Origin of the sequence: Nocardioides sp. WS12, assembly GCF_014108865.1 — a bacterium.
Lineage (GTDB): Bacteria > Actinomycetota > Actinomycetes > Propionibacteriales > Nocardioidaceae > Nocardioides.
The window spans coordinates 706,103-729,244 of record NZ_CP053928.1; the positions used below are offsets into that span (position 1 = coordinate 706,103).

The window sequence follows — 23,142 nt, forward strand, 5'->3', positions numbered from 1 at the left end:
CCTCAGGCGCGGATGATCCGCCGGTCGATCGCTGCCGCCACGGCGCCGGCGCGGGTGTCCACGCCGAGCTTGGTGTAGATGTGCGAGAGGTGGGACTTGACGGTCGCCTCCGACACGAAGAGTTCGCGCGCCATCTCCTTGTTGCCGAGGCCGCGGGACAGCAGTTCGAGCACCTCGACCTCACGCTCGGTGATGGTGGTGGCACCCGGTGCGGTCCGCCGGACGAGGGTGGCGGCGACCGACGGCGCGAGCACCGTGTCGCCACGGGCCGTCGCGCGGATCCCGGCGAACAGCTCTTCGGGTGGGGCGTCCTTGAGCAGGTAGCCGCGCGCCCCGGCGTCGAGCGCGCGCAGGATGTCGGACTCGGTGTCGTAGGTGGTCAGCACCAGCACCTCGGGCGGGTTCGCGAGCGCCCTCAGTTGCGCGGTCACCTCGGCCCCGCCGGGCTGGCCGGCGCCCAGGCTCAGGTCCATGAGTACGACGTCCGGCCGGTCCGCCGCGACCACGGCCAGCGCACGGTCGAGTCCGTCGGCCTCACCGACCACGGACAGGTCGGCCTGTCCGTCGATGAGTGCCCGCAGTCCGGCGCGCACGACCGGGTGGTCGTCGACCAGCACGATCCGGATCACGGCGCCTCCTCGACCGTCACGGGGAATCGCACCGACACGGTCGTGCCCTCGCCGGGAGCGCTCTCGACGTCGACCTGTCCACCGAGGGAGGCGGCCCGGTCACGGATGCCCGCCAGTCCACGCCCGCGGGACCCGGCGGCCCGGACCTGGTCGGGTTCGAAGCCGCGCCCGTCGTCGCGCACGTCCAGGACGACCTCGTCCTGCTGGTAGGTCAGGGTGAGCGCCACGCGCCCAGCATGGGCGTGTTCCCTCACGTTGGCGAGTGCCCCACGCGCCGTGCGGACGAGGGCCGCGGCGACCTCCGGTGCCACCACGACGGGCGTGCCGTGGACCCGTACTTCGGAGTCGATGGCGAGCGCTGCCTGCGCGGCGGTGCGTCGCAGGGCGTCGGGAAGGGCCGCGCCGGTGGAGTCGGCGGCGAGGTCCGCCGGTGCGAGGTCGCGCACCACCCGTCGTACTTCATCCAGACCGTCGCGGGCGGTGGCTGCGGCGGTGTGGACGTGCTCGCGGGCTGCCGTGGACTGGGTGTCCCAGGCCTGCTCGGCGGCCTGGAGCAACAGGTTGATGCTGGACAGTCCCTGGCCGACCGAGTCGTGGATCTCGCGGGAGAGCCGGGTGCGCTCGGCCAGCGCGCCGGAGCGATGTTGCTCCTCGGCGAGGTCGGCCTGGGCGTCGACGAGTTCGTCGAGCAGGTCCTGGCGAGCCCGGGTCTCGAGATCGAGGGCGCGGTAGGCGAGCACGGTGAGGAGCGCGACGCCGATCGGGCCGGCCACCTGCACCGGGTCGACGCCGTCGCTGATGCGCGCCCAGGCCGCGGTCAGCAGCGCGGTCATCAGCACCACGGTCCCGACGGCCCACGCGAACGGCAACACCCGGAGTACGGCGAACGCCACCGGCACCGCGCACCACGCGAAGGACGGAGCCACCGCGGTCAGGGCGCCCCACAGCACCACCATCCCGACCACCCAGACCGTCGGCCACCAGGAACGCCCGGGCAGCAACCCACGGGTGGCGTAGGCCAGGGCGAGGGCCAGCGCGCCCGCCAGCACGGCGGTACCGGTCGCGCCGAGGCCGTGCCGGTCGACGTACCGCACCGCACAGGTGACCAGCAGGACCACCAGGACCACGAGCAGCCAGCGGTCCAGGCTCGCGGCCGGCGCGAGGATGCCGTGCACGCCGGATCGGCGGCGGTCGGTGGGCGCGTTCATGGTCGATCCAGACTAGGGATCGCGGGCGCGGGCGGCATCATCCAATTGGCTATCGAGCGGTAGCCGCCCGCCCGACGTGCGGAACCCCGCTACCGACGCAAGGTGGAGGAATGAAGCGAACCCACCTCATCCTCAGCAGCCTGCTCACCCTCTCCGCCCTCGCCGTCGGCAGTACGACGACCGCGACCGCCGACGCGCTGGGCCGCCCGTCGTCGTACCAACTCAACGGCGACGCGGTCGGCCCGGCGAACCCGGCCGGCTCGAAGTTCGAGGGCATCGGCGCCGACGAGCGCCGCGGCCTGTTCTACGTCAGCGAGGTCACCGGCGGCGAGATCCACCGCGGCTCGGCGAACTCGGCGCAGACGGAGGAGTGGATCGCCGGTCACGGCACCGACGGCCGCTTCACCGCACGGGGCATCACGGTCGACGCTGCCGGTCGGGTCTACGTCGCCGGCGGCCCGAACGGCATCGGCACCGGTCGCCCCGACCTGTGGGTCTACTCCGCGCAGGGCGAACTCCTCGCCGCGCTGCGTGCGCCCGGCACCGACGTGTTCCTCAACGACGTCGCGATCGGGCCGGACGGGGCGGCGTACTTCACCAACTCCAACGACCCGCAGGTCTTCCGGGTGGCCGAGGGTGCGCACGGCTGGGAGGCGACCCTGTGGGCCGACGCGACCGGCACGATCACCCGCTCGGCCGGGTTCAACCTCGGCGGCATCGTGCTCTCCGCGGATCGGAGCGCGTTCGTCGTCGCGCAGGGCAACGTGGGCAGGATGTGGCGCTTCGATGCGCACACCGGCGAGGCCACCGCGATCGCGACCGACACCGACCTGGTCAACGCCGACGGCCTGGTCCGCCAGGGCAACCGGCTCACCGTGGTCCGCAACTTCAGCAAGATGATCGCGACGCTGCGGGTCTCCGCCGACGGCAGCCGCCTGGTCACCCTCGGCCAGGAGGCGTCGTCCGCGGACCGCGTCCTGACCACTGCGAAGACGCTGCGCGGCCGGGTCCTGTACGTCGACAGCAAGTTCGACGAGGCCGTCGCGTCGGGCCCTCACGAGGTCATCACGGACCCGACGCGATGACGCGTTCGGTGTTGGCCGCCCTCCCGCTCGCCCTCGTCCTGGGCGCGTGCGGTGGTGGCGGTACGCCGGCTGCCGAGGAGGCAGCGCAGCGGCCGTCGCACCCCTCGGGCACTCCGTCCGCTTCCGTCGACGCCCGTACGACGCCGCCGCAGCTCAGCGCGGAACAGCAGGCCGCGCTCGATCAGCAGCTGCGCGACGCGGCGTGGGCGAACGACGTGCCGGCCGCTCGCCGGCTGGTCCGGCAGGGCGCCGACGTCAATGCCCAGGACAGCACCCAGCAGTCGGCGTACCTGGTCGCGACGAGCGAGGGCCACCTCGACCTGCTCCGACTCACCCTCCGCAACGGCGCGAAGGTCAACGACAAGGACAGCTGGAACGGCACCGGCCTGATCCGCGCTGCGGAGCGCGGCCACGGCCAGGTGGTGGGGGAGCTGCTCCGCGCGGGCATCGACCGCGACCACGTGAACCGCATCGGCTACCAGGCGATCCACGAGGCCGTCTGGCTCGGCAAGGACACGGCGTCGTACGCCACCGCGGTGCGGGTGCTGGCCGCCGGCGGTGTCCGGCTCGAGGACCGTTCGAGCACCGCGGGGCTGACCCCGCTGCAGATGGCCCGCCAGCGCGGGTTCGACCGACTGGAGAGGATCCTGACCACCGTGACCACTGCCCAGCCCCCGGCCGACGCGGACGCGGCCCTGCTGCGCGCTGCCGAGCGTGGCGATGCCGATGCGGTCGCTGTGGCGCTGCGGGCCGGAGCCGACATCGAGGCGCGGGACGGAAAGGAGCGCACCGCACTCCTGCTCGCCAGCACCTACGACCGGGTCGCCGTCGCGGAGCTGCTCGTCGCTATGGGGGCGGACCCGGATGCGCTCGACGACCGGCACGACACGCCCTGGCTGGTGACGGGGGTGACCGGGAGCGTGGCCATGGTCGAGGCCCTCCTGCCGGCCGATCCGGACCTGACGATCCGCAACCGGTTCGGTGGCCTGTCCGTGATCCCGGCCAGCGAGCGGGGCCACGTCGACTATGTGCGCCGCGTGGTGCAGACCGGCATCGACATCGACCACGTCAACGACCTGGGCTGGACCGCCTTGCTGGAGGCCGTGATCCTCGGCGACGGCGGCCGTGACCACCAGGACGTCGTCCGGATCCTGCTCGCTGCTGGCGCCGACCGGACGATCGCCGATGCCGACGGCGTCAGCGCATTGCAGCACGCCGAGCGTCGTGGGTACGACGAGATCGTGGCTCTGCTGCGGAACTGACGGCCGTGGGGTTTGCAGGGCGTCTCTCGCCGGGGCAGGCTGGGTGCCATGTGGGAGCAGTACGAGCCGTCCGGCGAGGAACCGACCGAGAACGCGAAGCCGACGCGTCCGCCGCTCGGTTCGGAGCGGCAGTGGGCCGAACTCCCGGACCCGCAGCCGATCATCGCCGGCGGCACCCGCTCGGGGAGCGGGCGGGGGGTCTTCATCGGGCTCGCGAGCCTCGTGTTCATCGGCACCAGCGTGGGGGTCGCTGGATCGTGGGACTCCGAGCCCGACTACTCCGGCTTCTACGCCTGTGTCGCCGAGAAGGAGGCCGACGGTCCCAGCCTGCTCTCGCCCGCAGACCTGTGCGAGATCGGCAACGAGCGTCCGCCCGACTACGTCGACGACCACGAGTACGACCCGCTCGAGCCGAGCGGTTTCTGAGGTGGAGTTCACCTTCACCGGTCCGGTCATCGAGTGGCGCGGCCCGGCGCCGTACTTCTTCCTCGCGGTGCCGCAGGACGACAGCGACGACATCAAGGAAGCGGCGCGCAGGCAGGAGTACTGGGGCCAGGTGGCCGTCGAGGTCCGCATCGGCGACACCGACTTCACCACCGCGCTGTTCCCGAAGGACGGCCGCTACCTCGTTCCCCTCAAGGCAGCCGTACGACGAACCGCAGGCATCGAGCTCGACGCCGAACTGACCGCTTCGCTGAGCCTGGCTTCGCGCCCCGGTTAGCCTCACCGGGTGCCCGTCACCCTGGCCCACCCGGCCGCCGTCCTGCCGCTGCGTCGGCTCGGCCTGCCGCTGTCGGCGATGGTGATCGGGTCGATGGCGCCGGACCTGCCGGTCTTCTCGCAGTCCTGGGGGATCTACGGCTTCACGCACAGCGTGCTCGGGATCCTCACCGTCGATCTCGCCCTGACCCTGGTCCTGCTGGGGTTCTGGGACTTCCTCGGTCGCGACGCGCTCGTCGACACGGCGCCGTCCCTGGTCCGCAACCGACTTCCGGCGACACACCGGATCGGTCGCAGCGCCTGGCTGCTCGCGCCGCTGGCCGCGGTGGTCGGTTCGATCACCCACGTCGTCTGGGATGCCTTCACTCACGAAGGTCGGTGGGGAACGCGCCTGATTCCCTGGCTCACCGAGCAGCAGGGCCCGCTGCGCGGAGGTCAGTGGGCGCAGTACGGCAGCGGCGTTTTCGGCCTGCTGGTCATCGGCCTCGCCCTCCTCGCCGTCGTACGACGGCCGGTGCTCGACGACGCGCCGCCAACGCGGCGCCTGCCCGCGGCAACCCTCGGCGCCGCCTTCGCTGTCGCGTCGCTGATCTCGGTCGGCACCTTCCTCTTCCTGCTGGAGGGCGGTTTCCACTCCGCCGCCTTCTACGCAGCTGTGGTCGGGATCCTTGCGCTCGCCGCCGCGGTGGCCGCCGTGACGGTGGCCTGGTGCCTCAGCGACCCGGGCGCTCCCGCAACGCCACCGGCTCCCTCGAGTACGACGTCAACGTCTGCCTGACCGCGTCGGAGATCGGCCACGACGACCCGGCGGCCGGGTCCCAGAGCACGACGGTGCTCTCTCCGACGATCGCCGGTTCGTGGTCGGGTGCGACGCGCAGTTCGTAGGAGAGCGCGATGGAGGAGCTGCCGACGTGGCCGATCCACATCCGCACCAGGAACGGCTGGTAGGCCACGAACCGCATCTCGGCGTTGTAGTTGACCTGCTGCGAGCCGACCAGGTCGGTGATGCCGGCGGGCACGTCGCGGAACAACCCGGGCAGGTCCGACCCCGGCAGCGGTGCGAAGCGGAAGAACAGCAGCCGCGCCTCGTCGAGCACGCGGAGCGCCTCGACGTTGTCGACGTGTCCGCCGAGGTTCACGTCGCGCAGTCGGGCCTGGATCTCGCACTCGAAGTAGTCACCCACGGCTGCATCCTCGCAGCCCGCCGTCAGAGCCAATTCCTGCGCTTGAAGACGAGGTACAGGGTGCCGCAGACCGCGGCCATCAGCGCGAGCGCGAACGGGTAGCCGAGTTGCCAGCCCAGCTCCGGCATCGTGTCGAAGTTCATGCCGTAGATGGTCCCGACCAGGGTCGGCGCAAACAGGATCGCCGCCCACGAGGAGATCCGCTTGACCTCTTCGTTCTGGGCGAGGCTGGCCTCGGTGAGTCGCTGCGTCTCCTCGTTCTGGCGCTGGCCGACCAGGGTGGCGTTGACGGTGAGGATGTTCTGGAGCAGCAGCCGGAAGCCGTCGATGCGCTCGACGATCTTGATGACGTGGTCTTCGACGTCGCGCAGGTTGCGGCGCAGTTCCTCGTCGACGTCGTACTTGTCGAAGCCGGCGCTGAGGGCGCCGAGCATCCCGATGAGCGGCCGGGTGGCCCGCTGGAACTCGATGACCTCGCGGGTCAGCTCGTAGATCCGTCGCGACACTCCGGGGTCACCCTCGAAGACCTGGTACTCGATCTCGTCGATGTCGTTCTCCAGGCCGGCGACGACCGGCTCGTACTCGTCAACGACCTCGTCAAAGATCGCGTAGAGGACGGCTTCGGGGCCGAGCTTGAGCAACTCGGGGGTGGCCTCGAGCCGGCGCCGGACGCGGCCCAGGTTGGGTGACTCGGCGTGGCGAACGGTCACCACGAAGTCGGGGCCGGTGAACACGTGGAGCTCGCCGAACTCGACCCGCTCCTCGGCGTCGATGTAGCGGGCCGGCCGCAGCACCGTGAAGAGGACCTGGTCGTAGCGCTCCAGCTTCGGTCGCTGGTGGGCCAGGACGGTGTCCTCGACGGCCAGCCCGTGGAACGCGAACTCGGCGGCCACGGAGTCGATCTCCTCGCGCGTGGGTCGGTACAGACCGATCCAGCCCATGCCGTGCTGCTCGCGGAGCAGTTCGTAGGTGAGCTCGAGCGAGGACGGCTCGGCGGTACGGCAGCCATCGACGTAGACGGCGTTGTCAACAATTCCCATGACGGGGCTCCTGAAGGTGAGCGCGCCGCAACGGGCGCGCGTCAGACGTGCGGGAAAGCCGCGGCCGGGAGCCCGAATCGATCAGATTCGAGGACTCAGGGGCAGCGGCGAGATGCTCGGACTATCGCCACCGGTCTTCACCGCCACCACCTCCTCAAGTCGGATTGCTCGTCAGGTCGAACGACCTGATTCTTGCCGCAGTACTGCGGGATACGTGAATGCTCACGGCTCGAAGCGGTACCCCATGCCCGGCTCGTTGCGGAAGTGCACGGGCCGCGCCGGGTCGGCCTCGAGCTTGCGCCGCAGTTGCGCCATGTAGAGGCGCAGGTTGCCGTGGGCTGTTTCGTAGCCCGGCCCCCAGACCTCGGTGAGGAGTTGGCGCTGGCTCATCAGCCGACCGGGGTTGCGGACGAGCACCTCCAGCAGGTGCCACTCGGTCGGCGTGAGCCGCACTTCCTCACCGTCGACCATCGCCCGCGTTGCGGCCAGGTCGACGCGCGCCCGGCCGAACTCGACGACGTGCTCGCCGGGCTCGGCCGTGGTGGTGCGCCGCAGCATCACCCGCAGCCGGGCCAGCAGTTCGTCCATCCCGAAGGGCTTGGTGACGTAGTCGTCGGCACCGGCGTCCAACGCATCGACCTTGTCCGCGCTGTCGCTGCGCCCGGACAGGACGAGGATGGGTACGGCGGACCTGGCCCGCAAGCGGGCGATCAGGTCGACACCATCGAGGTCGGGCAGTCCGAGGTCGAGGATGACGATGTCGGGTGGGGCGAGTTCCGCGACCGCCAGCGCTTCGGCGCCATCGGCAGCGGTGGTCACCTCGTAGCCCCGTGCGCGCAGGTTGATGGCCAGTGCCCGGACGATCTGCGGCTCGTCGTCCACCACCATGATCTTCGTCATCCCACGCGCTCCCTGATGCCGAGGTCCGGACCGCCGATGTCGCCGTCGGCGACGGGCAACGAGATCACCATGGTCAGTCCACCGCCGGGCGTCTCCTCGGGGTCGAGTGTGCCGCCCATGGCTTCGACCAGGCCACGGGCCAGGGCGAGTCCGAGGCCGACGCCCGTGCTGTTGTCGTGGTCGCCGAGTCGCTGGAAGGGCAGGAACACCCGCTCGTACTCCGCTGCAGGGATGCCCGGTCCGGTGTCGACGACCCGGATCTCGACCCGGTCCAGCACGGCGCCTGCCCGCACCACGGGGGGCCGGTCCGGCGGCGAGTACCGCTGGGCGTTGGACAGCACGTTGACCACGACGCGTTCCAGCAGGGCGGCGTCGACCAGCGTCGGCGGCAGGTCGGCGGTCAGGTCGAGGCGGAAGGGACGGGCGGCCACGGTGAAGTCATCGAGGGCCCCCGCGATGACGTCCTCGATCAGGACCGGGGAGAGGTGGATCGGGAGAGCGCCGGCCTGCAGGCGACTGAGGTCGAGCAGGCTGTCCACCAGCCCGGCCAGGGTGTCGAGCGCTCCATCGGCGGTGCAGAGCAGTTCCCTTCGGTCCTCGGGGCTGAGGTCGACGTCCTCGGACCGCATCCCGGAGACGACGGCCTTGGCGGCGGCGAGGGGCGTGCGCAGGTCGTGGCCCACTGCGGCCAGCAGCGCCGTACGGACCTTGTTGGCCTCGGCCAGCGGAGCAGCGCGAGCGGCTTCCTCGGCCAGCCTGATCTGGTGGACGGCCTGGCTCGTCCGTGCCGCGAAGGCCGCGGCCACGCGGGTGTCCTCGGGAGCCAGGCCCCGCCCCTTGAGAGCCAGAATCGTGTCGGACCCGGCGGCAACCTTGGTGTCCGCCTGCTCAGGCGCGCCCGCCGGATCCTGACCAGCGGAACCGACGAGGTGCCACGCGCCGTCGGTCTTCTCCAGATAGGAGACCGACGTGAGGGACAGGCTTTCGCGGAACCGTTCCAGCAAGGCGGCAAGGTCCTGGCTGCTCGTGAGTGGCATGGCCGCGAGGCTGGCCAGGATGTGCGATTCGGCGACAGCACGGGCCGCTTGCCGCGTACGTCGTGCCGCGACGTCGACGACGGAACTGACCATCGTCGCGACCAGCACGTAGACGAAGAGCGCGAGTGCGTTGTTCGTGTCGCCAATGGTGAGCGTGTGCACGGGCGCAGTGAAGAAGTAGTTCAGCAGGAACGACCCGAGTGCTGCGGCCAGCAGTGCGGGCCCGACGCCGCCCACCAGCGCGACCACCACGACGAGCAGCAGGAAGAGGAGCACGTCGCTGACCAGGTTGAGGGTGTGGTCGACGGGCAACAGGGCGAGCGTCAGCAGCATCGGCAGGACGAGCCCCAACACGTAGCCCTGCACCCTGCGACGCAGGCTCAGCGCGCCGGTGCCGACGGGGAGCCGTCGCCCGGCACCTGCGTGCGCGTGGGAAACGATGTGGACGTCGATGTCACCGGAAGCCCGGATCGTGCGCAGTCCGATCCCCGGCGGGGCGAAGAAAGTGGCCCACCGTGGGCGCCGGCTGTCGCCCAGCACGAGCTGTGTGGCGTTCTCGGCACGGGCGAACGACAGCAGCGTCTCGGGCACGTCGTCCCCGAGCAGCTGGTGGTACGAACCGCCCAACGACTCGACGAGCTGGTGCTGGTGGGTGAGGTGGGTTGGGTCGGCGGCGGTCAAACCGTCCGACCGGCTCACGTGCAGGGCCAGCAGATCGCCGCTGCCGGAGCGGGCCGCGATCCGGGCCGCGCGTCGTACCAACTGCTCGCCCTCGGGTCCGCCGGTCAGGGCCACGATGACTCGCTCGCGGGCCTCCCAGGTGCCGGTGATGTCGTGGCGGCGCCGGTATCCGAGCAGGGCATCGTCGACCTTGTCGGCGACCCACAGCAGGGCGAGCTCACGAAGAGCGGTCAGGTTGCCCTCGCGGAAGTAGTTCGACAGCGCCGCGTCGATCTTGTCGGCCGCGTAGACGTTGCCGTGGGCGAGTCGGCGCCGGAGCGCCTCGGCGGACATGTCGACCAGTTCGACCTGGTCGGCGGCGCGGACCACCGAGTCGGGCACCGTCTCGCGCTGGGGAACCCCGGTGATCTTCTCGACGACGTCGTTGACCGATTCGAGGTGCTGGATGTTCACCGTCGAGATCACGTCGATGCCCGCGTCGAGCAGTTCCTCGACGTCCTCCCAGCGCTTCGCGTTGCGCGAACCGGGGACGTTGGTGTGGGCCAGCTCGTCGACCAGGACGACCTTCGGTCGCCGCCGGAGTACGGCGTCGAGGTCCATCTCGTCCAGCAGGGCACCGCGATGGTTCACGGTTCGGCGGGGCACGGTCTCGAGCCCGGCCATCATGTCGGCGGTGTGCGTGCGGCCGTGGGTCTCGGCGAACCCGATGACGACGTCCGTGCCGCGGTCGACGCGACGGCGGGCCTCGCCGAGCATGGCGTAGGTCTTGCCCACACCCGGCGCAGCGCCGAGGTACACCCGCAGCCGCCCCCGCTTCATGCGTCCCGCTCCATCTGCTCAGTGTCCCCGATCGGCCTGCGCGTCGAGGGCAAGGTTCAGTTCGAGCACGTTGACCCGCGCTTCACCGAGGAAGGCGAGCACCCGGCCGGCCGTGTTGTCTGCGACGAGGTTGCGCACGACCTTCTCGTCGAGGCCGCGGGCAGCGGCCACGCGCGTGACCTGCTGTTCGGCGTAGGCCGGCGAGATGTGCGGGTCGAGGCCGGACCCGCTGGCCAGGACCGCGTCGGGGGCGACGTCGGCCTCGGCGACGCCGTCGAACGACGCGACGTCCTTGATCCGTTGCCGGACCTCCGCGACGAACTCGGGGTTCGCTGGCGACAGGTTGGACGCGGAGCTGGCCAGGGCGTCGTACCCCTCGCCGGCGGCCGACGGGCGGGACTGGAAGTAGGCCTTGTCGCCGGCGAAGGACTGGCCGATCAACGTCGAGCCGATGACCTGGCCGTCGCGCTCGACGATCGAGCCGTCCGCTCGGCCGGGGACGACCGCCTGGGCGAAGCCGGTCAGCGCGAGCGGGTAGGCGAGGCCGAGCAGGACCGTCATCACGGCGAGGGCACGGGTTGCTGCGCCGAACTGGCTCAGCAGGCCGCGAAGGGAGGAAGTGGTGGACATGTCGTCGTCTCTTTCAGCCGATGCCGGGGATGGTGGACACCATCAGGTCAATGGCCTTGATGCCGATGAACGGAGCCACGACGCCACCGATGCCGTAGATGGCGAGGTTGCGGCGCAGCATCGATGCGGCGCTGGAGGGCCGGTAGCGCACCCCGCGCAGGGCCAGCGGAATCAGCGCCACGATGACCAGTGCGTTGAAGATGACGGCGGAGAGAATGGCCGACTGGGGTGAGTCGAGCCGCATCACGTTGAGGGTGTCCAGACCGGCGTACACGCCGCCGAACATCGCGGGGATGATCGCGAAGTACTTCGCGACGTCGTTGGCGATCGAGAAGGTCGTCAGCGCCCCCCGGGTGATCAGGAGTTGCTTGCCGATCTCCACGATCTCAATGAGCTTCGTCGGGTTGGAGTCGAGGTCGACCATGTTGCCGGCCTCCTTGGCGCTGGAGGTGCCGGTGTTCATCGCGACACCGACGTCGGCCTGGGCCAGCGCAGGAGCGTCGTTGGTGCCGTCGCCGGTCATCGCGACGAGTCGCCCGCCCTCCTGCTCCCGTTTGATCAGCGCCATCTTCTCCTCGGGAGTGGCTTCGGCGAGGAAGTCATCGACACCCGCCTCCTCCGCGATGGCGCGTGCAGTCAGCGGGTTGTCGCCGGTGATCATCACGGTCCGGATGCCCATCCGGCGCATCTCCTCGAACCGTTCGCGCATGCCCTCCTTGACCACGTCCTTGAGGTGAATGACCCCCAGGACCCGGGCCGGCTCGTCACGGCGCTGCTCGGCCACGACCAGCGGCGTACCACCGGCAGAGGCGATCGCATCGACGATGACCCCCACCTGGTCGCCGGCTTCGCCGTTGCGTTCGCGCACCCACGCCGTGACAGCGGAAGCTGCGCCCTTGCGGATCTCGCGGTCGCCGAGGTCGACTCCGGACATCCGCGTCTGGGCGGAGAACGGGACGAAGTGGAGACCGGGCAGTTCGCCCTCCGAACGTTCCCGCAGACCGTGGGCCTGCTTGGCGAGCACGACCACCGAACGGCCTTCGGGGGTCTCGTCGGCGAGCGACGCGAGCTGCGCTGCATCAGCGAGTACGGCGGCCGCGATCCCGGCCACGGGCAGGAACTCCGCTGCCTGGCGGTTGCCCAGCGTGATCGTGCCGGTCTTGTCGAGCAGCAGCGTGTTCACGTCCCCGGCTGCCTCGACGGCGCGGCCGGACATGGCCAGCACGTTGTGCTGCACCAGGCGGTCCATCCCGGCGATGCCGATGGCGCTCAGCAGCGCTCCGATGGTCGTCGGGATCAAGCAGACGAGCAACGCCACGAGGACGATCAGGTCCTGGTCGGCGCCGGAGTAGATCGCCAGCGGCTTCAGGGTCACCGTCGCGGCCAGGAAGATGATGGTCAGGCTCGAGAGCAGGATGTTGAGGGCGATCTCGTTGGGGGTCTTCTGGCGACTCGCACCTTCGACGAGCGCGATCATCCGGTCGATGAAGCTTTCGCCGGGATTGGTGGTGACCTGCACGACGATGCGATCGGACAGCACCTTGGTGCCGCCGGTCACCGAGCAACGGTCGCCCCCTGATTCGCGGATGACGGGCGCGGATTCGCCGGTGATGGCCGACTCGTCGACGCTGGCCACGCCTTCGATGACGTCGCCGTCGCCCGGGATGATCTGGCCCGCCTCGACGACCACACGGTCGCCGATGCGCAGGGCAGACGCCGACACGTCCTCGACCTGTCCCGCCGCCGTCAGCCGGCGAGCGGTCGTCTCCGTCTTTGCCTTGCGCAAGGTGGCGGCCTGGGCGCGACCGCGACCTTCGGCGACGGCCTCGGCGAGATTGGCGAACACGACGGTCAGCCACAGCCAGACGGTGATCGCCCAGTTGAAGACAGACGGATCGAGAACGGCGTACGCCGTGCAGAGGACCGCGCCCACCTCGACGACGAACATCACCGGGGTGTGCACCATGACCCGCGGATCCAGTTTCCGGAGGGCTTCGGGCAGGGAAGTCACGAGGGTGCGGGGGTCGAGCAGGCCGCCGGCGACCCGGCGCGGTGGAGCCTGGGCGGGGCTCACTTCCGCGGCAGGGCTGGTGGGTTCGGTGGTGGTGGACATCGGGTTCTCCGGTCGGGGATCAGGGGTACGGGTGCTCACAGGCCCTCCGCCAGCGGGCCGAGAGCGAGGGCGGGGAAGAAGGTCAGCCCGGCCACGATCAGCACGACCGTCGCGAGCATGCCGACGAACAGGGGGCCGTTGGTCGGCAGCGTGCCGTTGGTCCGCGGCACGGTGGCCTGCTTCGACAGGGCGCCGGCCAGGGCGAGGGTCAGGATGATCGGGATGAACCGACCGGCCAGCATCGCCAGGCCGATCGTGATGTTGAAGAACGGCGTGTTGGCCGACAGGCCGGCGAACGCGGAGCCGTTGTTGTTGGCTCCGGACATGTAGGCGTAGAGGACCTCGCTGAGGCCGTGCGGTCCGCCATTGAGGATCGATTCCCTCGGACCATCGAGGGCCAGGGCGAGGCCGGTGAAGCCGAGCACCAGCAACGGCATGGTCAAGATGTTCAGTGCGACCAGCTTCATCTCGATCGCGCGCAACTTCTTGCCCAGCAGTTCGGGCGTCCGGCCCACCATCAGGCCCGCGATGAAGACCGTGAGGATCGCCATCACGAGGATGCCGTACAAGCCGGTGCCCACACCGCCGGGAGCAACCTCGCCGAGCCCCATGTTGAGGATCAGGAGGCCTCCGCCCACGGGGGAGAAGGATGAGTGGAAGGAGTTGACTGCGCCGGTGCTGGTGCCGGTGGTCGACACCGCGAACAAGCTGGAACCGGGGACGCCGAAGCGGGTCTCCTTGCCCTCCATCGCCGAGCCGGCGAGGTCGTAGGCAGCAGTCGGGTGGGCGGCCTCGATGGCCCACACGGCCGCCAGCATGACGACCCAGATCACGGCCATCGTTGCGAGGATCGCGTAGCCCTGGCGCAGGTCACCGACCATCTCGCCCAGGGTCCGGGTGAGGCAGACCGGGATCAGCAGCAGCAGGAAGATCTCGAACAGGTTGCTGATCGGGCCGGGATTCTCGAACGGGTGTGCCGAGTTGGCGTTGAAGAAGCCACCGCCGTTGGTGCCGAGTTCCTTGATCGCCTCCTGTGACGCGACGGGACCGCCGGGCAGGGTCTGGCTGCCGCCGGTCAGGGTCGTCGCGTCGACGCCGCCGGACAGGTTCTGGACGACGCCCAACAAGATGAGTGCCACGGCTGCCACGAGGGCGAGGGGCAGGAGGATCCGGATCACTCCCCGGGTCAGGTCGACCCAGAAGTTGCCCAGGCGTCCGGTGCGGGACCGGGCGAACCCGCGGATGAGTGCGATGGCGACACACAGTCCGACCGCTGCCGACAGGAAGTTCTGGACCGCCAGTCCGCCCATCTGGGTCAGGTGCCCCATCGCGGCCTCACCCGAATAGGCCTGCCAGTTGGTGTTCGTGACGAAGGAGACCGCCGTGTTGAACGCCAGGTCGGGCGCCACGTCCGGGAAGCCCAGGGACCACGGGAGGCCTGACTGGAACCGTTGGAGGGCGTACAGCAGTACGACGCCGGCGAACGAGAACGCGAGCAGGGCCAGGGCGTAGGTCTTCCAGGCCTGGTCGGCCCGTGGGTCCACGCCGACGAGGCGGTAGATCACCCGCTCCACCCGCAGGTCGCGTTCGGTGGTGAACACGTGGGCCATGTAGCTGCCCAGCGGGCGGTAACACAGCGCGAGCGCAGCGATCAGCGCGCCGACCTGCAACAGGCCGGCAAGGGTGTCGTTCATTTCTAGAAACGCTCCGGGAAGACGAGGGTGGCCACGAGGTAGCCGAGGAGGAGGGCGCTGATGACCAGCGCGATGACGTTGTCGATGCTCATGCGGTTCGGCTCACCATCGGTCGAGGGCCATCAGAATCAGGAAGGCTGCGACGAAGAACGCGACAACCAGGGACAGGAAGAGGACGTCGCTCACGGCTGCCTCCGCAGGACCGAGGTCGCGAGACAGGCCAGGACGAAGACCGCGAGGAGCCAGAGGTCGGGCTGCGTGAGCCGCAACTGGCCGTAGTCGTGGAGGGCGAAGCCTTCGGCGAAGGCCCACCCCGCGATGCCGATGCCGCAGGCCGAGGGCCGATTCAGTACGGCGCTGAGGCTCATCGCAACCCCGGCCAACGCCAGCACGCCGAGGGCGGCGGGAGGATGGACGGCGCTGACGACGCCGACAGCGGCGAAGAGCGCGAATCCGGCGAGGCCGAACCGGACGGCCGGCTCGTCGATCACCCGCGGTTCGTCGTACCGGTGCAGGGTCTGGACGGATGTCATGGCACCGAGTCTTCGCCGGTTCCGGGCCTCCGGCGCCGGTCCTAACGCCCCGCTAACGTCGTCCTGACAGGGCCTAACACTCCTGTGACCCCGCTCGCACCCCGTTAGGAAGTTGTTAGGAGCGGTCGGATGGGGTCCGGTGGGCCGGTTCACTCACTGTCGTGAGCACCACCACTGAGGTAGAACCGGATACACACACCCGCCCGTGGTGGCAGGTGATGTGCCTGACCGGCGTCGACTACTTCTCCACCCTCGGCTACCAGCCCGGTATCGCGTTCCTCGCGGCCGGACTGCTCAGCCCGGTGGCGACGGTGATCCTGGTGCTGCTCACCCTGTTCGGCGCACTGCCGGTCTACCGCCGCGTCGCGCAGGAGAGCCCGCACGGACAGGGCTCGATCGCGATGCTGGAGCGCCTGTTGCCGCGTTGGCGCGGCAAGATCTTCGTGCTCGTCCTGCTCGGGTTCGCGATGACGGACTTCATCATCACCATCACGCTGTCCGCCGCCGATGCGAGCGCGCACGTCGTCGAGAACCCGCACGTCCCCGACTTCCTGCACGGTCAGGAACTGTGGATCACGCTCGGCCTGATCGCCTTGCTGGGTGGGGTGTTCCTGCGTGGCTTCAAGGAGGCCGTGGGTGTCGCGGTCGTCCTGGTCGTCACGTACCTGCTGCTCAATGCCGTCGTCATCGGCGTCAGCGCCGTGCACGTGATCCAGAACGGCCACGTCGTCACCGACTGGTCCACCTCGCTCACCGCGGAGCACGGCAACATCGCGCTCATGATCGCGGTGTCGTTGACGCTGTTCCCGAAGCTGGCGCTCGGCCTGTCCGGCTTCGAGACGGGCGTCGCCGTGATGGGCCACGTCAAGGGCGCCCCGGACGACGACCTGCTCCGGCCCGAAGTGCGGATTCGCAACACGAAGAGGTTGCTGACCGCAGCGGCGCTGATCATGAGCGTCTACCTGATCGCGTCCAGCCTGGTCACGACCCTGCTCATCCCCACCGAGGCCTTCGAGGACGGCGGCGAGGCCAACGGCCGCGCTCTGGCCTACCTCGGCCACGAGTACCTCGGCGACGTCTTCGGCAGTGTGTACGACGTCTCGACCATCCTGATCCTCTGGTTCGCCGGCGCCTCGGCGATGGCCGCCATGCTCGCCCTGATCCCGCGCTACCTGCCGCGCTACGGCATGGCGCCGGAGTGGGCCGGCGCCGTCAAGCCGCTGGTCTGCGTGCTCACCGCCACCGCATTCCTGATCACCTGGATCTTCGACGCCGACGTCGACGCGCAGGGCGGCGCCTACGCAACGGGTGTCCTGGTGCTGATCACCTCGGCGAGCGTCGCGGTGGCGCTGGCCGCACGCAAGGCACGCCAGCGCGGCTGGACGATCGGCTTCACCCTGATCGCGATGGTCTTCATCTACACCACCGTCGACAACATCTACGAGCGTCCCGACGGCGTGAAGATCGGTGGCTGCTTCATCGCCGCGATCATCGCGGTGTCCCTGCTCTCGCGGCTCACGCGTTCGCTGGAGCTCCGCACCACCGAGATCGAGTACGACGCCAAGGCCGACGCGTTCATTCGCGACTGCGCCCGCCGTACCCTCCGCCTGGTTGCCCATGACCCGGAGCACCACGACGCCAGCGCCTATCGCGCCAAGGTGCGCCAGATCGTCGATTCACACGCCCTGCAGAACGGCGGGGACCTGATCTTCGTGGAGGTCGTGGTCGAGGACTACTCCGACTTCGAGAGCCGGATCGAGGTCGAGGGCTCCGTCGTGCACGGCGAGTTCCGGGTGCTGCGGGTGCACGCGGCGACCATCCCGAACGCACTCGCCGCGCTGCTGCTCGACCTGCGCGACAAGTCGGGGGTCCGACCGCACATGTACTTCGAGTGGACCGAGGGCAGCCCGATCGCCCAGATGGCGCGGTTCCTGTTGTTCGGAACGGGCGAGGTCGCACCGCTGACGCGCGAGGTGGTCCGGCGGGCCGAGAAGAATCCGAAGAAGCGCCCGCACGTGCACGCCGGATGATGTTCTCGAGACCCGCGTTACTCGCCAGTCACCCCTACCGCTTGTCGGCGGCCCGTTCTAGCGTCGAGCCATGACGGCTTCCTTCACGCTCGACATCGACGTCGCACGTCCCGAGCCACCGCTGGCGGGTGACGAGACGGCCACCCTGCTCGGCTCGCTCGAGCGGCAGCGCCTCACCTTCGCGTGGAAGTGCGGCGACCTGGACGACGAAGAGCTCGGGCTCGCCTTCGGCAGGTCGACGATGACCCTCGGTGGGCTCCTCAAGCACCTCGCGCTGGTCGAGGACGAGGTGTTCACCCGGGCGTTGCTGGGCCGGCCGTTGCCGGCGCCGTGGGACGGCGTCGACTGGGAGCGTGACTCCGACTGGGAGTGGCGGACCGCGGCCGAGGACGATGCCGCGACGCTCTACGCCCTGTGGCAGAGCTCCGTGCGCCGGTCCCGCGTCGCGGTCGCCAAGGCGATGCGCAGCGACGGGCTCGACCACCCTGCCGACGCGTTCGTGCACGGCGGCCACCCCAGCCTGCGCCGTCTCGTCGTCGACATGATCGAGGAGTACGCCCGCCACGTGGGCCACGCCGACCTCCTGCGCGAGTCGATCGACGGCCTCACCGGTGAGGATCCGCCCGGCGAGGTCGCGACCTACCCGCGGCTGGACGCCTGAGGTGGCACACGCGTACGAGCGCCTCACGGCCGACGAGTTCGTTGCCGCCGACGGGGTCGAGGATTGGCGGGTCGAGGGCGTCGAGGTCCGGGCGGTCTTCGCCACCGGAAGCTTCGTCAAGGGACTGGCCCTGGTCAACGAGATCGGTCGGCTGGCCGAGGAGGTCAACCACCACCCGGACCTGACCCTCACCTATCCGAAGGTCGGCGTCAGCCTGACGACCCACGACACCGGCACGCTCACCACGGCCGACCGCGACCTCGCCCAGGCGATCTCGGCTGCGGCGCGCGGTCTCGGTGTCGAGGCCGGCAGCAACTGAGGGTTGTGGCGAAGAACGCGCTGACCGGAAGGCCCGTTCGGGCCTCAACCTGTGTCACCGTGTAGGAGAATCATCAACGCCGATGGGGGTATTGGCCCCCTCTGCCAGAGGGGGTGGTGTGGTGGTCGACGGACTCATGGGGATGGCCGACGTGCCCGCTCCGGTGCTGTACGACGAAGGTCCGGCGTCGTACCAGCTTTTTGGTGTGAACTGGGTCCACCGGGTGCTTCACCTCGATCGCATCCTCGCGACGGTCGACCAGGTGCTGGGTGATCAACTCGCCCTCGGCCCGATCGGCGCCGGTCCGGGGCGCGCCTTCGCGAGCATCAGCTTCGTCGGGACCTTCCACCCGACCACGGGTCACCAGATCCCTGCCGAGTTGCTGACCTACGCGATCAACCTGCCGATCAGCGTGGTGTTCGACCTCGACCTGCCGATGGACCGGCTGACCTTCAACGGCGAGGTCATCATTCCGCTGGTGATGGTGGTCCACACCGAGGAGCCGCTGCGGCTGCGCCTCGAGATCCGGACGCCGACCGAGGAGCAGATCCAGCTCCAGCTCCACACCGACACCCGGCGGGGGACAGTGATCCGCAAGGTGGCCGGCATCGACGGCGAGCTGCGGCGCTTCGTGCTGAAGGTGATCGACACCGAGCTCAACAAGCCCTACGTGCAGAAGGCGATGAACCTCGACATGGAGGAACTGATCGCCGAGGCGTGGCCTGCGCTCACGCAGCAGTTCCTGCCGCGGGGACCCGAGGACCGCCGGAGCGGCTGACCGCGCGGGCGGCGTGCGCCGCCCGAGGAGCGGTCGCACGACGGGCGGGCGCGCTGATCGCGTCACGGAGGCCACCAACCGTCATGGCGATCAGCGGGATCCACACCGGGATCAACATGAACGCGTAGATCGGCAGCAGCTGCAGCAGGTCACTCATGGTCGGCTCCGTGGGATCGCGGGTGAACTTCTCGATGCCACGAGTCTCGTTCGCGCGCGCCGCCACGTCGTCGGCGCGCGATGCTGAAGTCCGGACGCCGAATTGGACCCGGGATACAAACGCCGCCGGCGGGTCGTGAACCCGGTCAGGCCGGCGTGAGCACCGCGTCGCCCAGCCAGTGGCAGGCGAGCAGCGCGAGGTGCAGCTCCAGCGGCGCCACGTCCAGGCCGCGGCCGCGCAGCTCGACGGCCTTCTCCACCCGGTAGCGAACCGTGTTCTTGTGCAGGTGCAGCTGCTCGGCCGTGGCGAGATAGCTGCCACCCGAGTCGAGGAACACCAGCAGGGTGTCGCGCAACCGGGTCGCACCGTCGTCCGCGGTCCCGAGATCGCCGAGGACGTCGGCCACCAGTCGGCGGCTGCCACCGAGATCACTGGCCAGCAGGGTCGCCGCCCGCACGCCGTTGGCGGAGTACGACGTCACGGACTGCCCGCGCTCCCCGGCCAGCCGGGCGACGTACGTCGCCGAAAGGGCCTGGTCGTGCGTGGCCCGGAATCCGGCGACTCCTGGGGCGGGCGCACCGAAGGCGACGCGCACGGGTGAGCCCGCCTTCTCCACGACCGCTGCGGCGAGGTCGGGCACCGTGGTCGTGCTGCCCATCGGGAACCACGCCCACGCGGTGGAGCGGTCCCGGGGCGCCACGAACGGGCTGCCGACGGCACCGATCTCCTGGGCGATGGTGCCGGCCAGCCGCTCGAGGTCACCGAGTGCATCCGTGGCGGCATCCACCGCCCAGAGCACGGCGCCGACGTGCTGCTGACGCATCCGGTGGCCGAGGGTGGTCTCCGCGGTGGCGGCGTCGATCGGCTCGCCCGCGAGCAGCTGCTCGAGCAGCTGGGTGCGCACGGTGTTCTGGTGGGCGAGCCACTTCTTGCGCTCGGTCTCGTAGGCCGCGATCACCTGTTCGGTGATCCGGTCGATGTAGCGGAAGGTGACGGTGATCATTTCCTGGATCGCCCGGTAGGCGACGTCGGGATCCGGCTCCTTGTCGCGGATCTCCTGGAACGCCCAGTCCGAGATCCATTGCTGGCCGAGCCGGTAGGCACGGACCAGCGCCGTCAGCGGCACCCCGCGCTGCGCGAGGCGGCGGGAGTACTCCCGCGCCGCCACCGGCACCGTCGCGTCCTCGACGTCGAGGTCGTGCTGGAGCAGATGGGCCACCGTCTCGAGGTTGGCGTCGACGCTGCTGCGCAGCAGGTCCTCCAGCACCGGGTCGCTCTTCAACTCGGGGATGTGCGCCAACAGGCCCTCGTGCAGGCGGTCGGTGAGTGCCGGCAACTGGCCAGCCATCGTCGAGCCGAGGGCGCCGACCCGGTCGTTCCACGCCCGGTCAAACGCGGCGGTGGCATCCTCTGCAGCACTCATCCGGACCCCATGGCCACATTGTGCTCCCGCTCCAGTGACCGGCGCCACAGGACCTCCGGGGAGTCTCACGCCGGTATCAGCCTCACGGACGGCACTGACGACCAATCCGTGACGGGCGTAGCGTCCCGCCACAACGTCTCGTGAGGACTCGGTGCGGACATGAGGACACAACTACGCGGAACTCTCGGCGCGGTCGTACTGGCCGGAGCCACGCTGGTCTTCGTCGGGACCGGCTCAGGACCGGCAACGGCCGATCACGGTGACAATCCGTCCAGCGGCACCTATCGGATCCCGTTCGAGGACGGCGCGGACATCACCGTCACCGGCGACGCCCACAACCACGGCGGCCCGAACGGCAACCGGGACCGGATCGACATGGTTGGCGACAACTCGTTGGTCGTGGTGGCCGCAGCCGACGGCATCGTGCGGTGGGTCGACGACCACAACGGGGACGACGACGACCGTGGCGACGGTGCCGACCGGGACGGCGCTTCCTACGCCGACGGCGACGAGGGCGATGCGCTCGAGCACACCTGCCAGGACGACGACCTGGTCCCCGGCCTCTGCCAGGAGTACAACAACTTCGTCTGGATCGAGCACCCCAACGGTGAGTGGACGAAGTACACCCACCTGCGCACCGGCAGCGCGAGCATCGACGCGGGCTGGGCCGCCGGTGATCCGATCAGTGCTGGCGAGACGATCGGCATCGAGGGCGACATCGGGTTCGCCACGGGCCCGCACCTGCACTGGGAGGTCGCGGTGCCCACCGATCCCACGGACCCCCAGCCGTTCAGTACCCTCGGCGGATTCATCGAGGGCACCAACCGCACCTCCGTCGTCTGCGACATCGAGGGCAACCGCTACGTCAGCGGCGAGTCCTACACGGCCAACCCGTGTGACCACGAGCCTCCCGTCGCCGACGCCGGCGGCCCCTATGCCGTCGACGAGGGCTCGACCGTCGTCCTCGACGGGACCGGCAGCAACGACGGTGACGGCGGCACTGACCTGACCTACCTGTGGGACCCGGAGTCGTACGCCGATGGTTCCGGGCTCGATGACACCGGAGTCGCGGCCCCGACGTTCACGGCCGTCGAGGGCCCGGCCGCCCACGACACCGCGCTCACCGTGTACGACCAGGTGGAACAACTGCCCGACAGCGACGACGCGACTGTCACGGTCCAGAACGTCGCACCGACGGTGACCGCGATCGGCGACAGCATCGATGAGGCCGGCACCGCGACCGTGTCGGCCACGTTCACCGACCCCGGTGTCCTCGACACCCACGTGGGCTCGATCGACTGGGGAGACGGAGGTCCCGACAGCACAGGTGTCACGCCCGCCACCCTCGCCGCCGGCGTCGACCACGTCTACGGCGACAACGGCACGTACGCCGTCACGGTCTCCGTGAGCGACGACGACGGCGGCGTGGCGACGGACCAGGTCGACGTCGTGGTGGGCAACCTCGATCCGACAGTGACGATCGACGTCAGCGACGCCGTTTCGTTCCCGGGTGGCGACTACCTCGTCGTCGAGGCCGGCGCCACGCTGCCCGTCACGGCCGACGCCGCGGACGCGGGCTCCGATGACCTCACCTTCACCTGGAACCTGCCGTCGGCTGAGACGTACTTCAACGACGGCGTCGGCCCCGAGCCGGCCGAGCCGCCGACACCGACGCCCTTCGGGGTGTTCCCGTTCGCGGCGAGCGACGACGCCGATGCCCTGTTCGACTTCCCCGGCGTCGCGGACCTCGGACTCGTCGTCACCGATGACGACGACGGCACCGCGAGCGCGTCGGCGACGGTCATCGTCACGGGCACGGCCGACGCGACGAAGGGCAGCGGCTGGTGGAAGCACCAGTACGCCGACAACGGGTCGCCGCACATCGAGTCCGCCCTGGCCGACGCCTACCTGGAGATCGTCGGCGCCGTGTCGAGCGTCTTCATCGAGCACACGGCACTCGCCACTGCGGCCGATGCCCACAGCGTGCTGTCGCCGCCGGGCGCGGACCGCAGGGCCCGCGCGGAATCGGAGCTGTTGCAGGCCTGGCTGGAGTTCGCCAGTGGTGCAGTGCCCGTGGACGCGGTCGTGCCTCTCGTGGGTGGCGGCACGACCGGCTACCTCGACCTGATGTTCGCGGCTGAGTCGACGATCCTCGACCTCACCGCGACGGACGCCGAACTGCATGCCTTCGAGCGGCAGCTCGCCGCGGTTCGGCAGGCCGGTTGACGCCCGCGCGCGG

Annotated in this window: 23 protein-coding genes; 10 read left to right on the forward strand and 13 right to left on the reverse strand. The window is 69.9% G+C overall.

Going from position 1 to position 23,142, the window contains the following annotated elements; genetic code table 11:
* Positions 1-2: 2 nt before the first annotated feature.
* Both HRC28_RS03195 and HRC28_RS03200 read right to left on the reverse strand, forming a co-directional pair.
* Positions 3-629, reverse strand: a complete 627-nt coding sequence (locus HRC28_RS03195) for a response regulator transcription factor (protein ID WP_182378750.1) — start codon at positions 627-629, stop codon at positions 3-5.
* Positions 626-1,837 (reverse strand): sensor histidine kinase, encoded by a 1,212-nt coding sequence (locus HRC28_RS03200; RefSeq protein WP_182378751.1) that lies wholly within the window; start codon positions 1,835-1,837, stop codon positions 626-628. Before HRC28_RS03200 ends, HRC28_RS03195 begins: the two co-directional genes overlap by 4 nt.
* A gap of 110 nt (positions 1,838-1,947) precedes the next feature.
* On the opposite strand from HRC28_RS03200, the gene HRC28_RS03205 reads away from it, so the two are divergent.
* From HRC28_RS03205 to HRC28_RS03225, 5 genes are read left to right on the forward strand one after another with little or no spacing between them, the layout of a single operon-like run.
* The gene (locus tag HRC28_RS03205; protein ID WP_182378752.1) at positions 1,948-2,922 is read left to right on the forward strand and encodes an SMP-30/gluconolactonase/LRE family protein; all 975 of its coding nucleotides are present in this window, start codon (positions 1,948-1,950) and stop codon (positions 2,920-2,922) included.
* Complete coding sequence (locus tag HRC28_RS03210) at positions 2,919-4,184, forward strand: ankyrin repeat domain-containing protein (protein ID WP_182378753.1); 1,266 nt, start codon at positions 2,919-2,921, stop codon at positions 4,182-4,184. Before HRC28_RS03205 ends, HRC28_RS03210 begins: the two co-directional genes overlap by 4 nt.
* 48 nt (positions 4,185-4,232) lie before the next feature.
* Positions 4,233-4,610, forward strand: a complete 378-nt coding sequence (locus tag HRC28_RS03215) for a hypothetical protein (RefSeq protein WP_182378754.1) — start codon at positions 4,233-4,235, stop codon at positions 4,608-4,610.
* A gap of 1 nt (position 4,611) precedes the next feature.
* Positions 4,612-4,905, forward strand: a complete 294-nt coding sequence (locus HRC28_RS03220) for a DUF1905 domain-containing protein (RefSeq protein ID WP_182378755.1) — start codon at positions 4,612-4,614, stop codon at positions 4,903-4,905.
* Positions 4,906-4,914: 9 nt separating this feature from the next.
* Entirely contained in the window at positions 4,915-5,682 is a 768-nt protein-coding gene (locus HRC28_RS03225; protein WP_182378756.1) for a DUF4184 family protein, read from the forward strand.
* On the opposite strand, the gene HRC28_RS03230 is transcribed toward HRC28_RS03225, so the two are convergent.
* The 9 genes from HRC28_RS03230 to HRC28_RS03270 form a co-directional block, all read right to left on the reverse strand.
* Positions 5,618-6,088: a thioesterase family protein gene (locus HRC28_RS03230; protein ID WP_182378757.1), complete on the reverse strand. Its 471-nt coding sequence runs from the start codon at positions 6,086-6,088 to the stop codon at positions 5,618-5,620. The two genes, HRC28_RS03225 and HRC28_RS03230, sit on opposite strands and share 65 nt — an antisense overlap.
* Before the next feature lie 23 nt (positions 6,089-6,111).
* A complete protein-coding gene (locus HRC28_RS03235) occupies positions 6,112-7,128 on the reverse strand; it encodes a magnesium and cobalt transport protein CorA (RefSeq protein ID WP_182378758.1) in 1,017 nt (338 codons plus the stop codon).
* A 222-nt stretch (positions 7,129-7,350) separates the two neighbouring features.
* Positions 7,351-8,028, reverse strand: a complete 678-nt coding sequence (locus HRC28_RS03240; RefSeq protein WP_182378759.1) for a response regulator — start codon at positions 8,026-8,028, stop codon at positions 7,351-7,353.
* A complete protein-coding gene (locus tag HRC28_RS03245; protein ID WP_182378760.1) occupies positions 8,025-10,565 on the reverse strand; it encodes a DUF4118 domain-containing protein in 2,541 nt (846 codons plus the stop codon). The genes HRC28_RS03240 and HRC28_RS03245 overlap by 4 nt, the downstream gene beginning before the upstream one ends.
* Positions 10,566-10,583: 18 nt before the next feature.
* The gene (gene kdpC, locus HRC28_RS03250; protein WP_182378761.1) at positions 10,584-11,195 is read right to left on the reverse strand and encodes a potassium-transporting ATPase subunit KdpC; all 612 of its coding nucleotides are present in this window, start codon (positions 11,193-11,195) and stop codon (positions 10,584-10,586) included.
* Positions 11,196-11,208: 13 nt separating this feature from the next.
* Positions 11,209-13,308 (reverse strand): potassium-transporting ATPase subunit KdpB, encoded by a 2,100-nt coding sequence (gene kdpB / locus HRC28_RS03255; protein ID WP_182378762.1) that lies wholly within the window; start codon positions 13,306-13,308, stop codon positions 11,209-11,211.
* Positions 13,309-13,343: 35 nt separating this feature from the next.
* On the reverse strand, positions 13,344-15,002 hold the full coding sequence (gene kdpA, locus HRC28_RS03260; RefSeq protein WP_182378763.1) for a potassium-transporting ATPase subunit KdpA: 1,659 nt from the start codon (positions 15,000-15,002) through the stop codon (positions 13,344-13,346).
* A gap of 2 nt (positions 15,003-15,004) precedes the next feature.
* On the reverse strand, positions 15,005-15,094 hold the full coding sequence (kdpF, locus tag HRC28_RS03265; protein ID WP_182378764.1) for a K(+)-transporting ATPase subunit F: 90 nt from the start codon (positions 15,092-15,094) through the stop codon (positions 15,005-15,007).
* 90 nt (positions 15,095-15,184) lie between these two features.
* Positions 15,185-15,535 (reverse strand): hypothetical protein, encoded by a 351-nt coding sequence (locus HRC28_RS03270; protein WP_182378765.1) that lies wholly within the window; start codon positions 15,533-15,535, stop codon positions 15,185-15,187.
* 161 nt (positions 15,536-15,696) lie between these two features.
* Here HRC28_RS03270 and HRC28_RS03275 point away from each other — a divergent pair, with 161 nt between their 5' ends.
* From HRC28_RS03275 to HRC28_RS03290, 4 genes are all read left to right on the forward strand, one after another.
* Positions 15,697-17,565 carry an amino acid transporter gene (locus HRC28_RS03275; protein ID WP_182378766.1) on the forward strand — a complete coding sequence of 623 codons (1,869 nt, stop codon included), beginning with the start codon at positions 15,697-15,699 and terminating at the stop codon, positions 17,563-17,565.
* A gap of 70 nt (positions 17,566-17,635) precedes the next feature.
* Positions 17,636-18,226: a DUF664 domain-containing protein gene (locus tag HRC28_RS03280; RefSeq protein ID WP_182378767.1), complete on the forward strand. Its 591-nt coding sequence runs from the start codon at positions 17,636-17,638 to the stop codon at positions 18,224-18,226.
* Between the two features lies 1 nt (position 18,227).
* A complete protein-coding gene (locus HRC28_RS03285) occupies positions 18,228-18,545 on the forward strand; it encodes a 4a-hydroxytetrahydrobiopterin dehydratase (protein ID WP_182378768.1) in 318 nt (105 codons plus the stop codon).
* Positions 18,546-18,666: 121 nt separating this feature from the next.
* Complete coding sequence (locus tag HRC28_RS03290) at positions 18,667-19,323, forward strand: hypothetical protein (protein ID WP_182378769.1); 657 nt, start codon at positions 18,667-18,669, stop codon at positions 19,321-19,323.
* On the opposite strand, the gene HRC28_RS03295 is transcribed toward HRC28_RS03290, so the two are convergent.
* Positions 19,274-19,480, reverse strand: coding sequence for a hypothetical protein (locus HRC28_RS03295; protein WP_182378770.1), 207 nt, complete (start codon positions 19,478-19,480; stop codon positions 19,274-19,276). The genes HRC28_RS03290 and HRC28_RS03295 overlap by 50 nt on opposite strands.
* Positions 19,481-19,625: 145 nt before the next feature.
* Entirely contained in the window at positions 19,626-20,903 is a 1,278-nt protein-coding gene (locus tag HRC28_RS03300; protein ID WP_237111677.1) for a helix-turn-helix domain-containing protein, read from the reverse strand.
* 159 nt (positions 20,904-21,062) lie between these two features.
* Between HRC28_RS03300 and HRC28_RS03305 the strand changes: the two genes are divergently transcribed.
* A complete protein-coding gene (locus HRC28_RS03305; protein WP_182378771.1) occupies positions 21,063-23,129 on the forward strand; it encodes a M23 family metallopeptidase in 2,067 nt (688 codons plus the stop codon).
* Positions 23,130-23,142: the final 13 nt, after the last annotated feature.

Coding starts and splice junctions, on each gene's coding strand:
- HRC28_RS03200 (WP_182378751.1), bottom strand. CDS start 1,837: ATGAACGCGCCCACCGACCGCCGCCGATCCGGCGTGCACGGCATCCTC.
- HRC28_RS03205 (WP_182378752.1), top strand. CDS start 1,948: ATGAAGCGAACCCACCTCATCCTCAGCAGCCTGCTCACCCTCTCCGCC.
- HRC28_RS03210 (WP_182378753.1), top strand. CDS start 2,919: ATGACGCGTTCGGTGTTGGCCGCCCTCCCGCTCGCCCTCGTCCTGGGC.
- HRC28_RS03215 (WP_182378754.1), top strand. CDS start 4,233: ATGTGGGAGCAGTACGAGCCGTCCGGCGAGGAACCGACCGAGAACGCG.
- HRC28_RS03235 (WP_182378758.1), bottom strand. CDS start 7,128: ATGGGAATTGTTGACAACGCCGTCTACGTCGATGGCTGCCGTACCGCC.
- HRC28_RS03240 (WP_182378759.1), bottom strand. CDS start 8,028: ATGACGAAGATCATGGTGGTGGACGACGAGCCGCAGATCGTCCGGGCA.
- HRC28_RS03245 (WP_182378760.1), bottom strand. CDS start 10,565: ATGAAGCGGGGGCGGCTGCGGGTGTACCTCGGCGCTGCGCCGGGTGTG.
- kdpC (WP_182378761.1), bottom strand. CDS start 11,195: ATGTCCACCACTTCCTCCCTTCGCGGCCTGCTGAGCCAGTTCGGCGCA.
- kdpB (WP_182378762.1), bottom strand. CDS start 13,308: ATGTCCACCACCACCGAACCCACCAGCCCTGCCGCGGAAGTGAGCCCC.
- kdpA (WP_182378763.1), bottom strand. CDS start 15,002: ATGAACGACACCCTTGCCGGCCTGTTGCAGGTCGGCGCGCTGATCGCT.
- kdpF (WP_182378764.1), bottom strand. CDS start 15,094: ATGAGCATCGACAACGTCATCGCGCTGGTCATCAGCGCCCTCCTCCTC.
- HRC28_RS03270 (WP_182378765.1), bottom strand. CDS start 15,535: ATGACATCCGTCCAGACCCTGCACCGGTACGACGAACCGCGGGTGATC.
- HRC28_RS03280 (WP_182378767.1), top strand. CDS start 17,636: ATGACGGCTTCCTTCACGCTCGACATCGACGTCGCACGTCCCGAGCCA.
- HRC28_RS03295 (WP_182378770.1), bottom strand. CDS start 19,480: ATGAGTGACCTGCTGCAGCTGCTGCCGATCTACGCGTTCATGTTGATC.
- HRC28_RS03300 (WP_237111677.1), bottom strand. CDS start 20,903: ATGAGTGCTGCAGAGGATGCCACCGCCGCGTTTGACCGGGCGTGGAAC.
- HRC28_RS03305 (WP_182378771.1), top strand. CDS start 21,063: ATGAGGACACAACTACGCGGAACTCTCGGCGCGGTCGTACTGGCCGGA.